General features: G+C 64.2%; 16 protein-coding genes. 8 read left to right on the top strand and 8 right to left on the bottom strand.

What is annotated here, in order from left to right; translation table 11 throughout:
* Positions 1 to 26 precede the first annotated feature (26 nt).
* Both ACN9MW_RS08755 and ACN9MW_RS08750 read right to left on the bottom strand, forming a co-directional pair.
* On the bottom strand, positions 27 to 1,382 hold the full coding sequence (locus ACN9MW_RS08755; protein WP_426169884.1) for a glycoside hydrolase family 88/105 protein: 1,356 nt from the start codon (positions 1,380 to 1,382) through the stop codon (positions 27 to 29).
* A 20-nt stretch (positions 1,383 to 1,402) separates the two neighbouring features.
* Positions 1,403 to 3,709 carry a DUF6250 domain-containing protein gene (locus ACN9MW_RS08750; protein ID WP_426169881.1) on the bottom strand — a complete coding sequence of 769 codons (2,307 nt, stop codon included), beginning with the start codon at positions 3,707 to 3,709 and terminating at the stop codon, positions 1,403 to 1,405.
* Between the two features lie 126 nt (positions 3,710 to 3,835).
* On the opposite strand from ACN9MW_RS08750, the gene ACN9MW_RS08745 reads away from it, so the two are divergent.
* Positions 3,836 to 5,176, top strand: a complete 1,341-nt coding sequence (locus ACN9MW_RS08745) for a hypothetical protein (RefSeq protein WP_426169879.1) — start codon at positions 3,836 to 3,838, stop codon at positions 5,174 to 5,176.
* Positions 5,177 to 5,190: 14 nt separating this feature from the next.
* On the opposite strand, the gene ACN9MW_RS08740 is transcribed toward ACN9MW_RS08745, so the two are convergent.
* On the bottom strand, positions 5,191 to 5,814 hold the full coding sequence (locus ACN9MW_RS08740) for a 3-keto-disaccharide hydrolase (protein ID WP_426169876.1): 624 nt from the start codon (positions 5,812 to 5,814) through the stop codon (positions 5,191 to 5,193).
* Positions 5,815 to 5,828: 14 nt separating this feature from the next.
* Here ACN9MW_RS08740 and ACN9MW_RS08735 point away from each other — a divergent pair, with 14 nt between their 5' ends.
* The gene (locus ACN9MW_RS08735) at positions 5,829 to 6,734 is read left to right on the top strand and encodes an alpha/beta hydrolase (protein ID WP_426169874.1); all 906 of its coding nucleotides are present in this window, start codon (positions 5,829 to 5,831) and stop codon (positions 6,732 to 6,734) included.
* Here ACN9MW_RS08735 and ACN9MW_RS08730 read toward each other — a convergent pair.
* Genes ACN9MW_RS08730 through ACN9MW_RS08715 form a run of 4 tightly spaced genes read right to left on the bottom strand, consistent with a single transcriptional unit; the run spans position 6,722 to position 11,889 of the window.
* Positions 6,722 to 7,039 (bottom strand): L-rhamnose mutarotase, encoded by a 318-nt coding sequence (locus ACN9MW_RS08730; RefSeq protein WP_426169871.1) that lies wholly within the window; start codon positions 7,037 to 7,039, stop codon positions 6,722 to 6,724. The two genes, ACN9MW_RS08735 and ACN9MW_RS08730, sit on opposite strands and share 13 nt — an antisense overlap.
* On the bottom strand, positions 7,036 to 8,472 hold the full coding sequence (locus tag ACN9MW_RS08725) for a glycoside hydrolase family 28 protein (protein WP_426169868.1): 1,437 nt from the start codon (positions 8,470 to 8,472) through the stop codon (positions 7,036 to 7,038). The genes ACN9MW_RS08730 and ACN9MW_RS08725 overlap by 4 nt, the downstream gene beginning before the upstream one ends.
* 3 nt (positions 8,473 to 8,475) lie before the next feature.
* Complete coding sequence (gene rhaI, locus ACN9MW_RS08720) at positions 8,476 to 9,768, bottom strand: L-rhamnose catabolism isomerase (RefSeq protein WP_426172154.1); 1,293 nt, start codon at positions 9,766 to 9,768, stop codon at positions 8,476 to 8,478.
* A 21-nt stretch (positions 9,769 to 9,789) separates the two neighbouring features.
* Positions 9,790 to 11,889, bottom strand: coding sequence for a bifunctional rhamnulose-1-phosphate aldolase/short-chain dehydrogenase (locus ACN9MW_RS08715; protein WP_426169866.1), 2,100 nt, complete (start codon positions 11,887 to 11,889; stop codon positions 9,790 to 9,792).
* A gap of 277 nt (positions 11,890 to 12,166) precedes the next feature.
* On the opposite strand from ACN9MW_RS08715, the gene ACN9MW_RS08710 reads away from it, so the two are divergent.
* The 6 genes from ACN9MW_RS08710 to ACN9MW_RS08685 are packed head-to-tail and all read left to right on the top strand — an operon-like array spanning position 12,167 to position 18,920.
* Positions 12,167 to 13,033 carry a DeoR/GlpR family DNA-binding transcription regulator gene (locus tag ACN9MW_RS08710; protein ID WP_426169864.1) on the top strand — a complete coding sequence of 289 codons (867 nt, stop codon included), beginning with the start codon at positions 12,167 to 12,169 and terminating at the stop codon, positions 13,031 to 13,033.
* A 38-nt stretch (positions 13,034 to 13,071) separates the two neighbouring features.
* Complete coding sequence (rhaS, locus tag ACN9MW_RS08705; RefSeq protein ID WP_426172152.1) at positions 13,072 to 14,037, top strand: rhamnose ABC transporter substrate-binding protein; 966 nt, start codon at positions 13,072 to 13,074, stop codon at positions 14,035 to 14,037.
* Between the two features lie 26 nt (positions 14,038 to 14,063).
* Positions 14,064 to 15,551: a sugar ABC transporter ATP-binding protein gene (locus ACN9MW_RS08700; protein WP_426169861.1), complete on the top strand. Its 1,488-nt coding sequence runs from the start codon at positions 14,064 to 14,066 to the stop codon at positions 15,549 to 15,551.
* Entirely contained in the window at positions 15,548 to 16,540 is a 993-nt protein-coding gene (locus tag ACN9MW_RS08695) for an ABC transporter permease (protein WP_426169859.1), read from the top strand. The genes ACN9MW_RS08700 and ACN9MW_RS08695 overlap by 4 nt, the downstream gene beginning before the upstream one ends.
* The gene (locus ACN9MW_RS08690; RefSeq protein WP_426169856.1) at positions 16,537 to 17,553 is read left to right on the top strand and encodes an ABC transporter permease; all 1,017 of its coding nucleotides are present in this window, start codon (positions 16,537 to 16,539) and stop codon (positions 17,551 to 17,553) included. The genes ACN9MW_RS08695 and ACN9MW_RS08690 overlap by 4 nt, the downstream gene beginning before the upstream one ends.
* Positions 17,550 to 18,920: an FGGY-family carbohydrate kinase gene (locus ACN9MW_RS08685; RefSeq protein ID WP_426169854.1), complete on the top strand. Its 1,371-nt coding sequence runs from the start codon at positions 17,550 to 17,552 to the stop codon at positions 18,918 to 18,920. Before ACN9MW_RS08690 ends, ACN9MW_RS08685 begins: the two co-directional genes overlap by 4 nt.
* Here the strand turns inward: ACN9MW_RS08685 and ACN9MW_RS08680 are convergent.
* Positions 18,907 to 20,814, bottom strand: coding sequence for a family 43 glycosylhydrolase (locus tag ACN9MW_RS08680; protein WP_426169851.1), 1,908 nt, complete (start codon positions 20,812 to 20,814; stop codon positions 18,907 to 18,909). The two genes, ACN9MW_RS08685 and ACN9MW_RS08680, sit on opposite strands and share 14 nt — an antisense overlap.
* Between the last annotated feature and the right edge of the window lies 1 nt (position 20,815).

Genomic DNA, 20,815 nt, shown 5'->3' with positions numbered 1-20,815 from the left:
GCTCGCGGCCGCAGTGCTTTCCCCGCTTACTTGCGGGTGACCAGCTGCAGCGAGCTGTCGTTGATTTCGAACTTGTGCGATTTCAGCATGTTGATGACTTCCGCACCGGCCAGCAGCACCGGCCCATACCCGTGAGCAGCGAACACATTGATCGGGCGGTAATAATAAAAGGCAGGATCGAATCCCATGCCGGTACCGACGCAAGTGCCCTCCACCTGACCCTTGGCGTTGACTTTGGTGGCGACAGCATTCCAGGCCAGCATGACGGCCGGAGCGTAAGCCATGCGGTCGACATAGCCCTTGTTGATGGCGCGCGCCATCGAATAGGCGTAGATGGCGGTGGCGGAGGTTTCGAGATAGCTGTCCGGGCGGTCCAGCAGCTGGTGCCAGAAGCCGGTGCCATCTTGGTATGACGTCAGGCCCTTGACGTGCGCGCGCAATTGCTTGAGTACCGCCTCGCGTCCCGGATGGTCTTCCGGCAGAACGTCCAGCACTTCCACCATCGTCATCACCGCCCAGCCGTTGGCGCGGGCCCAGTGGAATTCCGGATGTACCTCCATGCCTTGCACCCAGCCGTGCATGTAGATACCCTTCTGGGGATTGAACATGCGCTGCGAAAACTGCAGGATCTGCTTGACCGACTCGTCGAAGTATTTGCGCTCGCCGGTCAGCTTGCCCAACTGCGCCCAGGCCGGCACGCCCATGAACATATCGTCCAGCCAAAGGGTATCTGGCTGTGGGCGCAAACGTGCCAGCGTACCGTCGGCCAGTCGATGCTCCTTGCTGCCGATGAAATTACGGCAGGCATCGAGCAGCGGCGTTACATCAGCTTGCAGGCCGTTGCGCTTGGCCTTGACGAAGGCTGCGCACAGCGCCCCGATATCGTCCAGTGCGTGCGGTTCCAGCGTGCGCAGCACCGGGGACTTGGCTTGCGGATTAGCCTTCAGGCGCGCCAGGGTCGGCCTGGCCAGGCCGGCCAGCAGGGCCACGCGCTTATTGGTGTAATCCACGTAGCGCTGTTCGCCGGTGGCGGCGCCGGCTGCCAGCATGCCCGCGTAGGTGACGCCCCACTCGTAGCTGGTGAGCCGGTAATCGCCCTGGGCGAATACCGTATTGTCGTCGATCTTGCTGAAATCCCTGATCTCCTGCTTGGTGTTCTGGTCGATCACCTTGGCCGGGGTCACCGCGTCGAGGTAGGTGAAGACGCGGTCCAGCACTTTGCTCACGTCCGCCACGGACGGCGCACCGTACGGGGTCGGGTAGTCCGGCTTCATCAGGTGCAGCGGCGCTGTCACGTCGTTGAGCGGAGCTTGCGGGGCAGCATACGCCGGCAACGCCAGCGCAACCAGGATAGCGGTCAGCAGGTGGTTCTTTCGGTTCATTCGTTTGTCTCTCGTTGTTATCACTTCAGCAGGTAAACCTTGAAATCGCGGATCTGCTGGTGCGAATGCGTGCTGCGGAAGCCGAAGTGGCCCTCGCGCAGCGGCTCGGCATCGCGCCAGTTGAAGTATTCTTCGCCGTCCACCGTCATGCGGGTGCAGCCATCGCGCACCGCAATCTCGATGGCATATTCCCTGTTCGGCTGCAGCAGGTGCGCGGCATCGTTGCGCTCCGCCAGCAAGACGCGTTCGCCCTTGCCGTCATATTTACGAAAACGTGTTGTGGTATTGCCGTTGCCGCCAATGCCAGCGTAGTAGAGTGACAGGTTGTCGTATTGCGCGAACGTGCCGTCGCGGGTAAATAGCTTGCGGTTGGCGGGATCGCTGGCCATCCAGAACTGGTTCATGTCGGACAGGCGGTCGTTCGTCCCACCGGCCATGACCACCTTGCGCTTGTAGCTGACCAGGATATCGCCCTTCAGCTTTGGCTTGAACCACAGCGTGGCGTCGCCCGGCAGGTCCATGACCAACCGGCCCTTGGCGGCGCCGATGCGAGCCGCCGGCGCCCTGGATGCGCCGCGCCTGTACTCCGCCTGCCACTGCGCCAGTCCCCTAGTGAAATCGTCGGCATACAGCAGCTTCCCGTGCTCGCCGGAAAAGGTGCAGACTTGCGGTTCCCGCTGGGAGAGCCAAGCGGCAACCGGATTTTCGGGCAAGGACTTCAGGGCCGCGACCACGCTTTCGGCATTGAAGCGCGCGCCGGCGTCATTGGTATGCGTACGGGCGTCGGAGAAGAAGGTATTGACCGCTGCAGCCCCCAGGCGCCGGTAGCCGTCGCTGACCGTCATGGTGAGGTCTGCGAACAATGCGCCTTCGCGCGCAGCGACTTCGCGGTCCCATTCGGCAAAATTGGCAAAGTCGCGTCCCTGCTCCCAGGCATCCCGGTGCGGCACAGGCGACAGCAGCACCACGCGCGCTCCGCGCGCCTTCGCGTCCTGCACGTAGCGCGACATATACCAGCCGAAGGTATGCACTTGTTCCTGGCTGCCGTCCGGGCGTGTATCGGTGACGGTTTCCGGACCGGTACCGGGGGCCGATGCCCTGTTCTTGTTGGCCGGGTCGCCGATGCGGCCGCCATCGTTGTGGCCGAACTGGATCAACAACACATCTCCGGTCTTCAACTGGCCCAGCACGCGCTCCCAGCGTCCTTCGGTGAAAAAGGTGCGGCTGCTGCGTCCGCCTATCGCATGGTTCACGACGTTCACACGCGAAGTATCGAAGTAAGGCGCGATGCGTTCACCCCAGCCGATGGCGCCGTTCTGGCCGCCGCTCCGGACGGTGGAATCGCCCACGATGAAAATGCTGGGCAGGCGCGGATCGCGCGGCTGCTCGCCCTTGATCCTGGCGGCATCCACCACCGGACGCTCGTCCTCGGCGGCGGCGATGCTGTCCGCGCGCGGCGACAGCGCGGCAAGCAGCATCGGGAGCCGCAGCGCCTTGATGCCCGCCACCACGGTGCGCGCATTCAGTTCGGCGCCGGCAAGGTTGGTATGCACCCGCTCATCCGGCGTCACCTGCGGGAACAGCTTCGTCACCTCGTCGCGGCCCAGCGCATCGTACTGGCGCGCCACCTGTTCGTTCAGGTCGATGAAACCCACATTCTGCTGGCGCGCCACCGCCTCCGCCCAGCCGGCGTAATCGCCGCGGGCCCGCGCCACGCGGCCTTCCGCATCCCAGGCTTTGCGCGGGATCGGCGACGCCACCACCGGCGTCGCGCCGTGCTCGCGGATCGCGGCGATGTACATGCGCAGGTACCAGCCGTAGCTGCGCACCGTTTCGTGCTTGCCGGTCAACAGGTTGTCAATCTCCTGGCTTTCGTCACCAAATCCGCGGATGGTGCCGCGCGCACGCGAGGTATCGTTGATGGCCGAACTGTCGTTGTGCCCGAACTGCATGATTACCACGTCGCCCGGCTTGACCAGCGCCAGCGTGTTCGCCCAGTGACCGCTCGTCAGGTAGGTGCGGCTGCTCAAGCCGCCCACGGCGCGGTTCACCACATTCACCCTGGCAGGATCGAAATAGGCCGCAATCGGATTGCCCCAGCCCCACTGCCCTTGCGGTCCCTTGCCCTGGCCATCGTCGCGGCCATTGCGCACGGTAGAATCCCCGATCAGGATCAGCGACGGCAATGCCGGGTTGCCAGGTTCCGGCAGCGTAACCTGGGCCCGCGCGGGGTCGGTGTTGACGGCAGCGGGAGGCTGCTGTGCGCAACCCGCCAGCAGGAAGATATAGGCGGCGGCGCTGGCAAGCGCCTTCTGGAAGCTGTTCATGCGGCCAATTCTAAGCGAGCGCGTTTCGGCCAAAACGCCCCCGGTTTAAAGAATCAAGAAAATGAGCAATATGATCAAAAGAAAGCGCCGACAATCAAATTCCTTCAACAGGCGATGCAGACCAAGATGAAACGATTGACCACCTGCGCCATGCTGTGCGTGGCGTTTTTCCTCTCCACCACTGCGCAGGCGCAGATCGGCAAGCGCTTCGCTTCCGAGCGCAAGGTCGTCAAGGACCCGGTTACCGGCACCATGCTGACCTTCCTCACCAGCCAGCCGCATGGCGACGCCAAGATCTACCCGACGCACCCTCAATGGACGTCCGACGGGAAATGGCTGGTGTTCCGTTCCAACCGTGTGCGCGGCGAAGCGATGGCCGTCAACGAAGCGACCGGGGACCTGGTGCAGGTGACCGAAGGCGGCTACATTGGCATGCTTAACCTGGCCCGCAAGGCGATGAAGCTGTATTTCATGCGCAAGGACGGCACGCCGGGCCGGGTGCAGATCGTTGAAGTCGACCTGGGACAGGTCCTGGCCGACAGCCAGGCAGGCGCCATGCAGCCTGCAGCCAGCTACCAGCGCGTGGCAGGGATCACGCCCGCAGAGCTGGAGGCCGGCGGCGACATGGCCTTGGATGCGGACGAGGAATGGGTCTATTTCAGGGTCGGCAAAGAGGCTGCAGCCCCCCACCTGAAGCCAGGCACCAGGATCGAACCCAATTTCGGCCCGCGCAATATGGGCGCCGGGCCGAACGGCATCGCGCGCATGAACCTGCAGACGGGAGAAATCCGCCACGTAGTGTCGGTCCCCTTCCAGATCGGCCATATCCAGGCCAACCTGTGGCAGGCGGGCGAGATCGTCTTCTGTTGGGAGACCGGCGGCAAGTCGCCGCAGCGCACCTGGACCGTGCAGGCCGACGGCAGCGGCTTGCGCCCGCTGTATCCGGAAGCGCCGTATGAATGGGTAACGCACGAGGCCGTGATCGGCAAAGACGAGGTGGCGATGGCCATCATGGGCCATCGGCCCGTGGCGGGCGGCGGAGGCGGTGTCGCGGCGCCGGCCACCGGTGTGTATGGCGCAAATCCGGGCCAGGATGCCGGCTGGGGCAACAGTGGCACCCGCGAAAAGCCAACCGGCCTTGCCATCGTCAACCTGCGCACCCGTGAAATGACCATCGCCGGCCAGACGCCTTCAGGCAGCGGCCTGTGGCACGTGCATGGCTCACCCGACGGCCGCTTCGCCGTCGGCGATGACTTCAGCCGCAGCCTTTACCTGATCGACCGCCGTACGCGCGAGATGATCATGCTGACCACCGGCCACAAGGACACCGCCCAGGACCATCCCCATCCGACCTTCAATGCCGACGGGACGAAGATCGAGATCCAGTCGGCCATGCTGTCGGCCGACGGGCGCTCCATGAATATCGTGGTGGTGCCCGTACCCGAGGAATGGCTGAAGCGGAAATGACGCGTAGCGCCGCCTCAGTCGAGAGGCGTCACCGTCACCGCGCGCAGCTCGTACGGCGTGCCCTCCAGCTGGAAGCCGATGCGTCCCTCGCGCGGCGCCGCCCCGCTGATGCGGTTCTGCAGCACGCCGTTGATGGTCACTTCGATCACGCCGTCGCGGCTGACGATATCGGCGGCATTCCACTCCCCTGCCGGCTTCTCGCTGGCTGGCGCAATATGTGCCTTGAGCGCCGGCTTGTCGCCGGTCAGTGGTTCGGCGAAGCTGGCGCCCGCCATCGGCAGCAGGTCGCCCACAGCGCCGAACTTGGTCTGGACCTGCTGGCTCAGAGGCCAGACGCGGTCCAGCGGGCCGTCGCTGATGTGCAGCAGCACGCCGCCGTTGCCGGTCTTGCCCGGCCAGCGCCATTCCACGTGCAGCTTGTAGTTGCGGTAGCTGGCCTTGGTCGCCAGGAAGCCGAGCGGCGAACCGCTGGCCGCAATAACGCCGCCCGGCTGAACGTTGAATACGCTGTCGATCGCCGCCGAGGGCTCCGTGCGCAACTCCCAGCCGCTGAAATCGCGGCCATTGAACATATCGGCTGCCGCCGCGCTGCCGGCCAGTGCCAGCGCCAAAGCCGCAACAAGAATTCGTCGATTCACCACCTGGACTCCCTATGAAGAAAACACTGCTGTTCCTGATCCTGTCCGCCGGCGCCCTGCTCGCGCAAGCCGCCGAAATGCCATTGTGGCCCGAAGGCGTGCCGGGTGCACGCAATATCGGCGCCGAAGTGCGCAAGGACGGCTATATCTCCAATACCAGCGTGCCGACGCTGACCGTGGTACCCGCCGCAATCGACCGCCCCAACGGCACTGCCGTCATCATTGCGCCGGGCGGGGGCTACGTGCGGCAGTCCGCCATGCGCGAAGGTGTCCAATATGCCAACTGGCTCAGCACCCTCGGCGTCACCAGCTTCGTACTGAATTACCGGATGCAGGAGTTCGGCCATCCGGCCCCGCTGCAGGACGTGCTGCGCGCAGTCCGCCTGGTGCGCTCGCGCGCCGCAGAATTCGGCATCGACCCGAACCGCATCGGCATCATGGGCAGTTCCGCCGGTGGCCACCTGGCGGCCAGCGCGGGCACCCTGTTCGACCATCCCGCCGGCCGCACCGGCGCAGCGCTCGACGCCGTCAGCGCGCGGCCTGACTTCTTGGTCCTGATGTACCCGGTGATCACGCTGGACGGCCCCGCCGCCCACCACGGTTCTCGCAAAGCCTTGCTTGGCGCGGCGCCGTCGCCGGAGCTGGTCGAGCTGATGTCGCTTGAGAAGCAGGTCACGCCGCGCACGCCGCCGACGCTGCTGATCCACACCCAGGCCGACCAGTCGGTGCCGGTCGAGAACAGCATCCTGTTCTACCAGGCCCTGACCCGCCACAAGGTGCCGGCTGAAATGTATTTGTTCGAACAGGGCTCGCACGGCATGGGCATGCGCGACAACCTTGGCACGGCTTCGGCCTGGCCAAGGCGCGCCGAGGAGTGGCTGCGCGCACGCGGCCTGCTGGCGACGCCTCAAGCGAAGTAGAACATCGGCTGCAGGGGCCATTCGCGGGGACGGTTGCCGGGCACCGTCTCCATCAGGTCAGCCATGCAATCCCACCATTTGCGCATGACAGGCTGCTGCGGCAGCGCATCGATGCTGTGGTCCGGCCTGAGCTTGAGGACCGCAAACAGGTGCAGCGTCTCTTCGTCAAGGAAGATCGAATAGTCGTAGATGCCGGCCTCTCCCAGCGCCTGCGCCAGGTCCGGCCACAGTTCATCGTGGCGGCGGCGGTATTCTTCCACCATGCCAGGTTTCAGCTTCATGCGGAATGCTCGTGTCGTCGTCATGTCTTGTCCTGCTCCTCAAAACTCTTTTTCGATGGATCCGCCCTCGGCGCAGCCGGGCGCACGATGAAGCTCCCTTGCGGCAGGCCTTGCACGCCGCGGGCGTCTTCCATCTCGAGCGGCGCACCCAGCTCGAGCCGGCTGTTGGTGATGCTCCAGTCGTCGATATCGTACAAATGGCCGCCGTTGGCAGCCTGGATTTCCAGCTTGTCGAGGGTAAAGCGCTGCAGCGGCGCCTCCTTGTAGCCACTGACTTCAAAGGCCGTGGCAGCGCCGGTGGCCTTGATATTCCTGATCTCCACGTCGTGGAAATGCGCGATGCCTTTTGCGCGCGGCACCGGCGTCGCCAGCACTTTCCAGTACGGCGGCACGTCTTTCATCCCGGGCGGTATGGCGGCATAGCTGTAGCTGGGGTTCCAGTTCATCGTGATGCGCAGCACCACCGCAACGTTCTTCATCGTGAAGTCGTGCAGGCGCAGGTTCTCGCCGAAGCCTCCGCGTGTGTGGGCCGACTTGAACAGGATGCCGACGGGTACAGCGCGCTCCACGGTGATGTTGTAGGCCTCCACATTGCGGAAACCGCCTGCGGTTTCGCTGCCGAACGTGATGCCGGCGGCGCCGTCGCGCACGATGGAATTGCGAATGACCACGTCTTCCGTCGGCCGCGCTACACGCTGGCCGTCCGAGTCGCGGCCAGCCTTCATGCAGAGTGCATCGTCGTTGACGGCGATATCGGCGTTCTGCACCAGCACCTTGCGCGACGAATCGATGTCGATGCCGTCCGTCGACGGCCCGCGCCCGCCTTCATTGTTGCGGATGGTGACACCGTCCACCGTCACGTTTTCCGAATAGCAGATATGCAGGGTCCAGAAGCCGGATCGGCGCAGATGCAGGCCACCGCCCACCTTGACGTCCTTGCTGTCGAAGACCTGCACCAGGCGCGGGCGCCGGGCATCGTAATCGGACGCCCAGCGCAGGCCGCGCGGCTCATATTGCTTGCGCAGCGTCCAGTAGCTGTCCCAGAAAACCTTGCCGTCGCCATCGATCGTGCCCTCGCCTTCAATCGCCGCGCCCTTCTGCCCATAGACGTTGACCAGCGCGGCCGGCCAGCTCATTTCGATGCCGGCAATGCGGGTCGGCAGGACGGGATAATCCTCGATGCGCTGGGACCCGAGCAAGGTCACGCCCTTGCCGATGTTCAGCGTGACGCCGGATTTGACGAAAATCGAGCCGGTCAGGTAAGTTCCGGGCCGGAAGCTGACGGTGCCGCCGCCCTTCGACGCGGCAACATCGATAGCGCGCTGGATGGCGACCGTGTCCAGCGTGACACCGTCGCCTTTCGCACCAAATTCGGCCACGGTGGCGGCACTTGCCGCGTGCGCAGCGCCGCAGGCCTGGGCCAGGACCAGCAGTACGGCGGCAAGGTAGCGCAGCACGCCTTAAACGATGCCGCTGCTGCTGGCGCCGGCCTTGGCCGGGCGACGCACCGCCGCCTGTTCGCGATAGCCTGAAGCACGGTATGCTCCCACCGGATCGATTGCGCCGCCGGAGCGCAACCTTGCCATGGCCAGGATCGGGCTGACGTCCGTGCGGTAAGCCTGCTTCAGCGTCTGCGCCGACTGCAGCACGTCGTTCGCTTCCTGGTAGCGGCGCAGCGCCGCGCGGTCGACCAGGGCAGCCTGCACGAAAGCGCGCTGCACTTCAGCCGCGCTGTTCATCAGGCTTTCGATCGGGTCGGTCACATTGTGCGACTGGTCCAGCATATAGGCCGGCTGCAGTGCAGCATCGCGCTGCGCGGCATCGGCCAGCTCGTTAAATACCAGGAACAGCTGGAAAGGGTTGATGCTGCCAGAATCCAGGTCGTCGTCGCCGTACTTGCTGTCGTTGAAGTGGAATCCGCCCAGTTTGCCGAACTGCGCCAGCCGCGCCACGATCATTTCGATATTGGTATTTGGCGCGTGGTGGCCCAGGTCGACCAGGCATTTCGCCTTCTCGCCCAGTTGCTGCGCGCAGGCGAAACTGGTACCCCAGTCGGCGATGGTGGTGGCGTAGAAGGCCGGCTCGAACAGCTTGTGCTCGATGAATACCCGCCAGTCCGCCGGCAGCGCGCCGTAGATGTCGCGCATGCTGTCCAGGTAACGCTCCAGCGCCCCACGCAGGTTATGCTGCCCCGGGAAGTTGGCGCCATCGCCCACCCACACCGTCAGCGCCTTCGAACCCAGCGCCTTGCCAAGCTCAATGCATTCGATATTGTGCGCAACGGCCTGCGCGCGTGCTTCGGCACTCTGCGCAGTCAGGCTGCCGTACTTGTAGCTGTGCTGCTGGCCCGGCTGGTCCTGGAAGGTATTTGAGTTGACAGCATCGAAGCCAAGGCCGTACGACGCAGCCTGCTCGCGCAGCGCCTTCGGGTCGTCGGTACGGTCCCAGGGGAAATGCAGCGAAACGGTCGGCGTGGCGCGCGTCAGCTGGTGGATCACGCCGCAGTCTTCCATCTTCTCGAACACATTGCGCGGCTCGCCTTTGCCCGGGAAACGCGCGAAGCGGGTGCCGCCGGTGCCGACGCCCCAGCTGGGCAAGGCCACCGCGAAAGTTTGCGCCGCGGCGGTGAGCTGCTCGATATCCACGCCGCGCCGCCCCAGCATGCCGCCCAGGGCTGCGTAATCCGCATCCAGTCCCGCCTGCAGGGTGGCGTTATGTCCCGCCACCTGGTCCTGCTTGACTACTGCCGTCATCATGTCTCCTTGTTGCGCTGCTTATCGTGTGAAGGCTGCCGCGTTGCCGGCATCGACATTGAGCACGTTGCCGGTGCTCTTGCCAGCCTTGTCGCTGGCCAGGAAATACACCGCTTCCGCAATGTCTTCCGGAAGCACGCTGCGTTTCAGCATGCTGCGGTCGCGGTAGAAGGCCTCCACGTCGTCCGCATCGATCTTGTTCGATTGTGCCCGTTCCTGCTTCCATTTTCCATCCCAGATGCGCGAGCCGCGGATCACCGCATCCGGATTGACCACGTTGACGCGGATGCCGTGCGGCGCGCCTTCCAGCGCCACGCAGCGCGCCAGGTGGATTTCAGCCGCCTTGGCGGTGCAGTAGGCCGACGCGCCGGCCGATGCCACCAAGCCGTTCTTGCTGGCGACGAAGACCATGCTGCCGCCCAGCTTCTGCTGCTTCATGACGCGGAAGGCGCCGCGGCTGGCGAGGAAGTAGCCCTTGACCAGGATGTCCTGGTTGCGCTGCCAGATCTCCAGCGTGGTTTCCTCCAGCGGCGCCGACGACGCGATACCGGCATTCGACACCAGCAGGTCGACACCACCGAAGCGCAGCGCCGATTCGCGCAGCACCGCCTCCACCGCCTGCTCGCAGGTCACGTCGGCCACGATGCTCGCGACATTGTCCTTGCCGGACACCCTGGCCAGCGCCTGGTGCGCCTCGGCCAGCACCTCACTGTCGATATCGGTCAGCAGCACGCAAGCGCCTTCCTGCAGCAGCTGGCGCGCCACCGCCTGGCCGATGCCGCCGGCGCCGCCAGTCACCAAGGCAATGCGTCCGGCCAGCGACTTCGGCTTGGGCATGCGCTGCAGCTTGGCTTCTTCCAGCAGCCAGTATTCGATGTCGAAGGCCTCCTGCTCCGGCAGGCCGACGTAGCTGTCGACGCCATTCGCGCCGCGCATGACATTGATGGCGTTGACGTAGAACTCGCCGGCGATGCGGGCCGTTGCCTTGTCCTTGGCGAAGGACAGCATGCCCACGCCGGGAATCAGGTAGATGATCGGGTTGGCGTCGCGCACCGCCGGGCTGTTGGCCCGCTTGCAGCGCTCATAGTAGGCCGTGTAGTCGGCGCGGTAGGCTTCCAGGCCGGCATCCAGTCCAGCTACCAGCGCCTCGAAATCCGGACGGGCAGGATCGAAGTCGATCACGAACGGACGGATTTTGGTGCGCAGGAAGTGGTCGGGGCACGACGTGCCCAGCGCAGCCAGCGGCTTCAGGTCGCGGCTGCAGACGAATTCCAGCACGGCGTCGCTGTCGTCGAAGTGGCCCAGCTTGAATTCGGTCCTGCTGATTTTCCCGCGCAGGATGGGCATCAGGCTCGCGGCCAGGTCGGCGCGCTCCTGCGCAGCCATCGGCGCGATCGCCGCGCCGCCGAAGACCGGCTGCCGGGTGTTCGCTGCCAGCCATTCCTCGGCGCGCTTGATGATGGCCAGCGTGGTTTCGTAGCAGGACTTGGCGCTGTCGCCCCAGGTGAACAGGCCGTGGCCCTCCAGGATGATGCCCTTCAGCTCCGGCTGGCTTTGCGACAGGGCCTCCAGTTTCAAGCCCAGGTCATAGCCCGGGCGCTGCCATGGCAGCCAGCCCAGTTCACCCTCGAAGATCTTCTGCGTCAGCGCCTTGCTGTTGGCGCAGGCTGCAATCGCAATCACGGAATCAGGATGCATGTGGTCCACATGCTTGCGGTCGATGTAGGCATGCAGCGGCGTGTCGATCGAAGCCGCGCGTGGATTCAGGTTGAAGGTGCAGTGCGGCAGGTAGCCCACCATCTCGTCTTCGTGCTCAAGGCCGCGATAGCGCTGCTTGAGCGCCTGCAGTTTGTCCATGTACAGGGTCGAGAAACCATCGATCTTGATGCTGCCCAGGTCACCGCCGGAGCCTTTCACCCACAGCACTTCGACCTGGCCGCCGGTCAGTGGATCTTCCATCATCACCTTGGCCGAGGTGTTGCCGCCGCCGAAATTGGTGATGCGCAGGTCCGATCCGAGCAGGTTGGAACGGTACAGCAGCAGCTCCGGCTCGCTCATGGCGGCCGCCTTCGCGTCGTCCCACAGCGATGCAATCGCCGCCTTCTGCCTTGAATCTTGCATTACTTTCTCCGTATTGGTTGGTTGATTTGCCTGGAAACCAGTAGAAATCAGGCGCCTGTGGAGTGTCAATGCGAAAGCAATCAACATGATGACCAAGAACGAAATAATCATATCGTTGATCGCATTTGGTTATCGGTCACAGCAAATCCCGAAATAATCAGCGAATTGATCATCACTTGATTGACCTGTGCCGGCGGATTGATTAGCCTCGATTTAATAAAGTTGCCACCCGGCCCGACTTCGGAACCGAGGGAAGGCACAACATAAGGAGACGAAGATGGTGAATCACAAGCGCCGTAAACGTTTGCTCAAGCTGCTCGCGGAACATACGACAGCCAGCGTTCCGCAACTGGTCGAATGGCTTTGCGCCTCGCCTGCCACGGTGCGGCGCGACATCAGCTGGCTGGCCGCCCGCAACCTCCTGACGCGCACCAGGGGCGGCGCAGCCAACCTGCCGCAGAAAAAGCGCGGCTTCCCGCTCACGAGCGAAACCTTCCAGAACAACATCCAGTGCCATGCGGAGCGCAAGCGCGCCATTGCACGCTATGCCGCCAGCATGTGCGGCGATGGCGAAACGATCATCATCAACGGCGGAACGACGACCTTCATGATGGCCGAGTTCCTGACCGACAAGCACCTGAAGATCCTGACCAATTCCTTCCTGATGGCGGAGCGCCTGCTCGTCTCGAGCGATAACGAAATCATTCTCCCGGGCGGAAAAGTGTATCGCGAGCAGAACGTGATTCTCAGCCCCTTCGACAACGACATCACCCAGCACCATTACGCCGCCAAGATGTTCATGAGCGTGTACGGCCTGTCCCTGCTTGGCCTGATGGAGGCCGATCCGCTCTTGATCCAGGCCGAGCAGCGCCTGATCAGCCAGGCCGAGGAACTGATCGTGCTGGCCGACAGCTCCAAGTTCGCCAAGAAAGCTGGCCTGATCCTGTGCGGCCTGAATCGCGTTTCGACTGTCATCACCGACACCAATGCCTCCGACTACGCCGTGCAGCTGCTGGAACAATCCGGCGTCCACGTCGTCACGGTGGCGCCAGAGGCACTGCCGCAAACAATCAGCCCAGCCGCATTCGCACCCAACTTCGACTTCCAGCCTGCAGCGCTTTACCACACGGAGACTTCGCATTGAAATCCAGGAGATTAGTCATTGCGGCCTTCGCCGCAGGCATGCTGGCGGCCGTCGCCGGTTGCACCCAAAAAGCGCCCGAGAAAATCCGCATCGCGATGGTGGTCAAGAGCCTCGGCAACGGTTTCTTCGATGCCGCCCATGCCGGCGCCAACGAGGCGGCGGCACAGTTGAAGAACGTGGAGATTATCTACACCGGCCCCACCACGCCCAGCGCGGAAGGCCAGATCGAGATCATCAACTCTTTGATCAGCCAGAAGGTTAGCGCTATCGTGATCTCGGCCAACGACCCGAACGCGTTGGTGCCGATCGCCAAGAAGGCCATGCAGCGCGGGATCAAGGTGATCTCCTTCGACAGCGGTCTGGCCGAAGAAGGCCGCCAGATGCACCTCAATCCTTCCAATGCGCAGCTGATCGGCCGCAAGCAGGTGCAGATGGCTTCCGACGCCATCGGCGGCGCGGGCGACATCGCGATCCTGTCCGCATCGGCCCAGGCGACAAACCAGAACATCTGGATCAAGGTGATGAAGGACGAACTGGCCAAGCCAGAGTTTGCCAAACTCAAGCTGGTCGCCACCGTGTATGGCGACGACCAGTCCGACAAAAGCTACCGCGAAGCCATCGGCCTGTTGCGCAGCAATCCCCAACTGAAAGCCATTATCGCCCCGACCACCGTCGGCATCAACGCAGCCAGCAAGGCAGTAGTGGACGAAAAGCTGGTCGGCAAGGTCTTCGTCACTGGCCTTGGCCTGCCATCGGAAATGGCAGGTCACGTCAAGAGCGGCGCAGTACGCGAGTTCGCGATCTGGAACCCGATCGACCTGGGCTACGCGGCAACGTATGCGGCCTACGGCTTCGTCAAGGGCGAGCCGGGAGCCAAGGCCGGTGGCAGCATCAACGCCGGCCGCATGGGCGCGATTTCGCTCGACGCGCACGGCGAAGCCGCCATGGCGCCGCCGTTCACCTACAACAAGGAGAACGTCGACCAGTTCTCCAGTATCTTCTGAGCGCCATGCAGGAAAACAAGGCACCAGTGCTGGAACTTTCTGGCATCAGCAAGCGTTTTGCCGGCATCGTGGCGCTGAACAAGGTCAGCCTCTCTGTACGCGCAGGCGAAGTCATGGCCTTGGTGGGCGAGAACGGCGCCGGCAAGTCGACCCTGGTCAAGACTCTCACCGGGATCTACACGCCGGACGAAGGCGTCGTTCGCCTCGCCGGCCAGGACGTGGCATTCACTTGTCCGCAGGACGCCATGCGCGCGGGGATCACTGCCGTGCACCAGGAAACCGTGATGTTCGACGAGCTGACCGTAGCCGAGAACATCTACGTCGGCCGCCACCCAAGCCGCGCGGGCCATATCGACTGGAAGCTGATCGAAGCGGAAGCGGAGCGTCTGTTCGCGCGGCTCGAAGTGTCGTTGCCGGTTCGCGCCCGCGTCAAGGACCTGAGCGTCGCGCAGCGACACTTCGTCGAAATCGCCCGCGCCCTGTCGCAGGAAGCGCGCGTGGTCATCATGGACGAACCGACCGCTTCCCTCTCGCAGCATGAGATCCAGGAGCTGTACCGCATCATCGGCCAGTTGCGCGCGGCCGGCACGGCGGTGATTTTCATTTCGCACAAGTTCGATGAGATATTTACCGTCGCCGACAGCTACACGGTGCTGCGCGACGGGCAGTTCATCGCTGCTGGTGCGCTGTCCGACATCGATGAAGCCGGCCTGGTCGCCCTCATGGTTGGACGGGCGGTGCACGAGGCCTACCCCAAGGCTAGCGTGGAGCCGGGCGAAGTGTTGCTGGAGGTGGAAGGCTTGTGCCACCCCACCGAATTTGACCAGGTCAGCTTCCAGCTGCGGCGCGGCGAGATCCTCGGCTTCTATGGCCTGGTCGGCGCCGGCCGCTCGGAAGTGATGCAGGGCCTGTTCGGCCTGACCGCCAACGTCAGCGGCAGCATCAGGCTGGAAGGCAAGGCGCTGCACATCCGAGGGCCGCTGGACGCGATCCGTCACGGCATCGCCTACGTGCCGGAAGACCGCCAGCACCAGGGCGCCCATCTGTCGATGCCGATTCTGCAGAACATCACGCTGCCGATCCTTTCGCGCGTTGGCTTCTTGCTGCGCCGGCGGCGTGCCGAGGAATGCGCAATTGCGCGCCACTACAGCGAGCAGCTGGAACTCAAGGCCAGCCACCTGCTGCAGAACGTGAGCGAACTCTCCGGAGGCAACCAGCAGAAAGTCGTGCTGGGCAAATGGCTGGCAACGCAGCCGAAGGTCATCATCCTGGACGAACCGACCAAGGGCATCGATATTGGTTCCAAAGCCGCCGTGCACCGCTTCGTCAGCAGGCTGGTCGAGCAAGGCTTGTCGGTCATTCTCGTCTCTTCCGAATTGCCGGAAGTACTGGGCCTGGCCGACCGCGTTCTGGTCATGCACAAGGGTCATGTGAAGCAGGTATTCAAGCGCGGTGAAGCCACGCCCGAGAACGTGGTGGCCGCCGCGTCAGGATTGGAGATGGAGACGGCATGAAGATATTGAAGCAACGCGAAGCCCAGCTTGCGCTTTCGATTGCCGCCCTGGCCTTGCTGGTCGGCTGGCGCGCGCCGGTATTCCTGACCGCGCCCAGCCTGGCCAACCTGCTGACCGACGGCACCTTGCTGGTCATGCTGGCACTGGCGCAAATGCTGGTGATTGTCACGCGCGGTGTCGACCTGTCGGTAGCGTCCACCCTTGCGCTCTGCGGCATGGCTGCCGCCCTGCTGGCGTCGCGCAATCCCGGCTTGCCGCTTGCCTTCGTCATGCTGGCGGCGACGGCTCTGGGCCTCGTGCTTGGCCTGCTCAATGGCTGGCTGGTCGGCTACCTTGAACTGCCGCCCATCGTCGTCACGCTAGGCACCATGAGCGTCTATCGCGGCCTGGTCTTCGTGCTTTCGGGCGGCGCCTGGGTCAATTCGCACCAGATGCCGGCGCAGTTCATTGCTTTCCCGCTTGAACGCCTGCTCGGCCTGACCCACCTGGTCTGGATCGCCGCAGCCACCGCGCTCGCAGCGTGGTACGTAGCGCGCCACAGCCGCTTTGGCCGCGACCTGTACGCCATCGGCAACGAGCCGGCGTCGGCGCGCTACGTCGGCATTCCGATCGCGCGCCGACTGCTGTGGACTTACGGCCTGTCCGGCGCCGTGGCCGGCCTGTGCGGCTACCTGTGGGTGGCGCGCTATGCCGTGGCCTATACCGAAATCGCTTACGGCTTTGAGTTCACCGTCATTGCAGCCTGCGTCATCGGCGGCATCAGCATTGCCGGCGGCTGCGGCTCGGTGACAGGCGCGGTCCTCGGCGCGCTCTTCCTCGCCGTGATCGGCAACGCCCTGCCGGTCATCAAGGTATCGCCATTCTGGCAAAGTGCGCTGACCGGCCTCGTCATCCTGGTCGCTGTGCTGATCAATGCACGCGGCGGCCGCAGCAAAGGGCGCCAGATCCTGCAGCTGCAACTGAATATTCCCGCCAGGGGTCCCGCATGACCTCCGCTCAAACCATGACCGCTCCAAGCACCTCTCGCTACACTATCCTCGATCGTCCCGGCTTCCGGCTTGGCGCCCTGCTCGGACGCTGGGAATCCATGCTGGCTCTGCTGCTCATCGCGGTGTTCGCCGTCAACGGCGCACTGCTGCCGCATTTCCTTGACCTGGACAACCTGGCCGACGGCACCTTCAACTTCAGCGAGAAGGCCCTTCTTGCGCTGCCAATGGCCCTGTTGATCATCTGCCGCGAGATCGACATTTCCGTGGCCGGCATCCTCGCGCTCAGCTCCGTTGCGATGGGCCTGGCCAACAGCGCCGGCTGGCCGCCGGAATCCCTGTTCCTGGTAGCCCTGCTGACCGGCATGGCATGCGGCGCCCTGAATGGCGTGCTGGTAACGCATTTCGCCCTGCCCTCCATCGTCGTCACGATCGGCACGGTGTCGGTGTTCCGCGGCCTCGCCAGCGTGGTGCTGGGCGATCAGGCTTTCACCGGCTACCCGCAGCAGATGGCCGACTGGGGCCAGGGCTATTTCTTCGGCGTCCTGCCGCGTGAATTCACCGTATTGCTGCTGTGTGCCGCCCTGTTCGCCTTCGTGCTGCACGCCACCAGTTGGGGGCGGCGCATCTACGCTATCGGCAACAACCCGGTGGCGGCGCGCTTTTCCGGCATCGCCGTGGAACGCTACCGCTTCATGCTGTTCGTCCTGGCGGGCGCCATGGCCGGCCTGGCCGCCTTCCTCCTGACCGGCCGCATAGGCAGCACGCGCCCCAACATTGCCATGGGCTGGGAGCTCGAAGCGATCACGATGGTGATCCTCGGCGGCGTCAGCATCGCCGGCGGCATCGGCACCATCGGCGGCGTGATGCTTGCCGTGTTGACGCTGGGCGCCGTCACCTTCGGCCTGTCGCTGGCTAACGTGCCTGGCATTTACATGACGATTGCCGTAGGCGTATTGCTGCTGGTCGCGATTGCCCTGCCGCGCCTGTTTCGTCGTCGCCAGGTGGCGAAATGAGCGATCAGCGCGCCACCGTCGTCCTCGACATCGGCAAGACCAACGCCAAGCTGACCCTGATCGCCGCTGACGGCAGCCAGCTTACCGAGCAACGCCGGTCCAATACCATCCTGCAGGATGGCCCCTATCCGCATCACGACACGGAAGGCATCTGGCACTGGATGCTGGGCGTGCTGCGCCAATTTGGCGGCCAGGCCAGCATCGGCGCCATCGTGCCTGTTACCCACGGCGCCACAGCGGCCCTGGTCAACTGCGACGGCCTGGTGCTGCCGGTACTGGATTATGAATACGTGCTTCCAGCCGCACACGTGCAACGCTACGATGAGCTGCGGCCTGCCTACACAAGCAGCTACTCGCCGCGCCTGCCCGCCGGCTTGAACCTGGGCAGCCAGCTGGCATGGCTGGCACAAGCCTACCCCGACGAGTTCGCGCAAACACAGCACATCCTGATGTATCCGCAGTATTGGGCCTGGCGCCTGTGCGGGGTGGCGGCGGGCGAAGTGACGTCGTTGGGCTGCCATACCGACTTGTGGCAGCCCGCAAGGCAGGCTTACACCGCCCTGGTGGAGCGCATGGGCTGGCATGCACTGCTGCCGCCCTTGCAGCCAGCCTGGCAGGCGCTTGGCACGCTCAAGCCCGAACTGGCGGCGCAATCCGGCTTGCCGGTCGATTGCCAGGTACTGTGCGGCATCCACGACAGCAATGCGTCCCTGCTGCGCCACCTTGGCGCGCCTGCCGCCCCAGCCGTGCTCTCCACCGGCACCTGGGTCATCGCCGCCGCCCCCGGCATGGCGCTCGACGGCTTGCGCGAGAAGGCGGACATGCTGGCCAACAGCAGCGCTTTCGCGCAACCGGTGCCCTGCATGCGCTTCATGGGCGGAAGGGAATTCGGCGCGATCGCCAGCGGCACGGACGGCACACCGCCAACGGACTTCCTGGCAAGCGACCTGGCGGCCATCGTGCACCAGGCCACGTTCGCGCTGCCGGCATTCGCCCAGGCAGGCCCCTTCGCACGGCGCAATGGCGGCATTGCCGGACCGGCGCCGACGAGCGCTGCGGAACGTTCAGCCCTGGCGACGCTGTACCTCGTCCTGATGTGCGATTACTGCCTGGATGCGCTGGGCGTGCGCGGCGATGTGGTGGTCGAGGGAGCTTTTACCGGAAATGCGTACTTCGCTCCGGTGCTGGCAGCGCTACGCACCGGCCGCGTGCTGGCAACTAACGATACCAGCGGAACAACTTGCGGCGGCTGGCTGCTGCATCGCCGCGAAGGCACGCCCCAACTGCAGGGCCAAGCCGCCGAAGCGCTTGCGCTGGACGGCCTGCAAGCCTACCGCCAGCGCTGGCGCGAACTTATTGAGGGATGAGCATGACGCGTGCCGCAGCATCGCGCTCGGCATGCAGTACCTGGCCGTCGCTGGCCAATTCCACCACCTGGATGCTGGAGCGGCGCGTGCCCTTCCCGTCCGGATGCGTGAAATAGAACAGGAATGCGCGCTCGCCGCTGACCACTACATCCGGATGCCCACCGATCGCGCGGTCGTCCTCCCCATTGCCTGGCTGCTGCAGCAGGTAGCCCGGCTGGCGCTTCCAGTTCAAGGCGTCTGAGGAGCGGTACACGCCCAGGCCTTGCCAAACATCGGTCACCATCCACCAACTGTCCTTCCAACGGAATACCTTTGGCCCTTCACCGGCCTGGTCGCCGATGGCGCGGCCGCCGTCAGTCCATTTCACCAGGTCCGCGCTGTCTGCGAAATAGATCGACTTCTTGTCCGCCTCATTGTTGTACCACATGCGCCAGCCGCCTTCGGGCAGCGCTACGACGCTGGCGTCGATCACCTTCGGCACAGCCAACGGCACTTCCTTCGCATCGCCCCAGTTGCGCAAATCGCCGCTGGTCAGGTGAACGATATGGCGCGGATGCTTCCAGTCGTTGAAGACGCCCGGCACCACCGTCAGGAACATGTGATAGCGGCCATCGGGCGCACGCACCACGTCCGGCGCCCATTGCGTCGCACCGGCCCCGCCCAGCTCCTCCGGCAGCGTGATGTTGGCCGTGCCCACGTAGCGCCAATGCGCCCCCATATCATCCGATTCGGCAATGCCGATGCGCGTACCGTGGACCCAGGCGATATCAGCCAGGCCCGGGACGTTGGCACGGCGGTTGGTATAGAACATCCACCACCGCCCCACGAACGGATTCCAGATGACGACCGGGTCTGCCGCGCCGTCATGCACCGGGTCGCGGAACAGCGGTTTGGGGGCCAAAGCCCCGGCATCGTCGGGCACCGGCTCGCCGAAATCCGGCGTACCGTCGGCGCGCCAGCGAATTGCCTGCGCACGGGTGTGGCGATTCCGGTCGAGCAATGAATCGCCCTTGATGTCGCGGTAATTGCGCGCATGGTAGACCAGGATATCCGTCTTGCCGTCCGGTGTTGTGGTAAAGGAGTTATGTCCCGGTCCGAACTGGCCGTTCGCGACGCTGCTGCGCAGCACCGGCTCGGGCGACTTGCTCCACGAGCGAGCGTCGAGCAGGTCGGCATCGTCGCGCGCGGTCAGCATCCCCAAGGCATAGTTCGCGTCCGTCGCGCTGGCGGAATAAGTCACGAACACGCGCCCGTTGCGCACCAGCGCAGCCGGTGCCTCGTTCACGTTATGGCCCTTCTTCTCCCACGCGTAATCGGGTGTCGACAACATGGTTGCCGGGCCCTTGATCGACAGCGGCGAATCCATCTTCGCGATATAGATGTTGGTCGCCTTCCTGGCAGGATCGGGATCGCTCTGCGTCCACAACAGGTAGCGCTGGCCGCGCAACGCGAAGGTGGTGGCATCGAGAGAGAAGGACTCCCTGCCGGTCTTCAGTTGGCCGCGCTCTATCCACTCGCCCTTGAAGGGATCGGGCGAACTATTCTCCAGCACGTACAAGCGGATTTCCCAGATCGCATCCGAACGGCCGGCCGTGAAGTAGATGTACCACTTGCCGCCGATCTGGTGCAGCTCGGGAGCCCAGATATGCGCGCCCATTTCACCTTTCGCATGCTTGCGCCAGACCACATGCGCTTCGGCCTTGACCAGGCCTTCCAGCGTGGGCGCGCGGCGCAGCTCGATGCGGTCATATTCGGGAACGGTGGCGGCGAGATAGTAATTGCCGTCGTCCTGCAGCAGCACCTGTGGATCGGCGCGCTGCAGGACCAGGGGATTGGCAGACGCCTCCCCCATCGCCAGCAAAGCCAGCAAAACTACAAGGAAGCGTGCAACCATC

Source organism: Pseudoduganella sp. R-34 (assembly GCF_049904655.1).
In the GTDB taxonomy this organism is placed as follows: domain Bacteria; phylum Pseudomonadota; class Gammaproteobacteria; order Burkholderiales; family Burkholderiaceae_D; genus Rugamonas.
The sequence above is the reverse complement of the archived record's forward strand: the minus strand, read 5'-3'. Positions and strand labels throughout refer to the sequence as shown.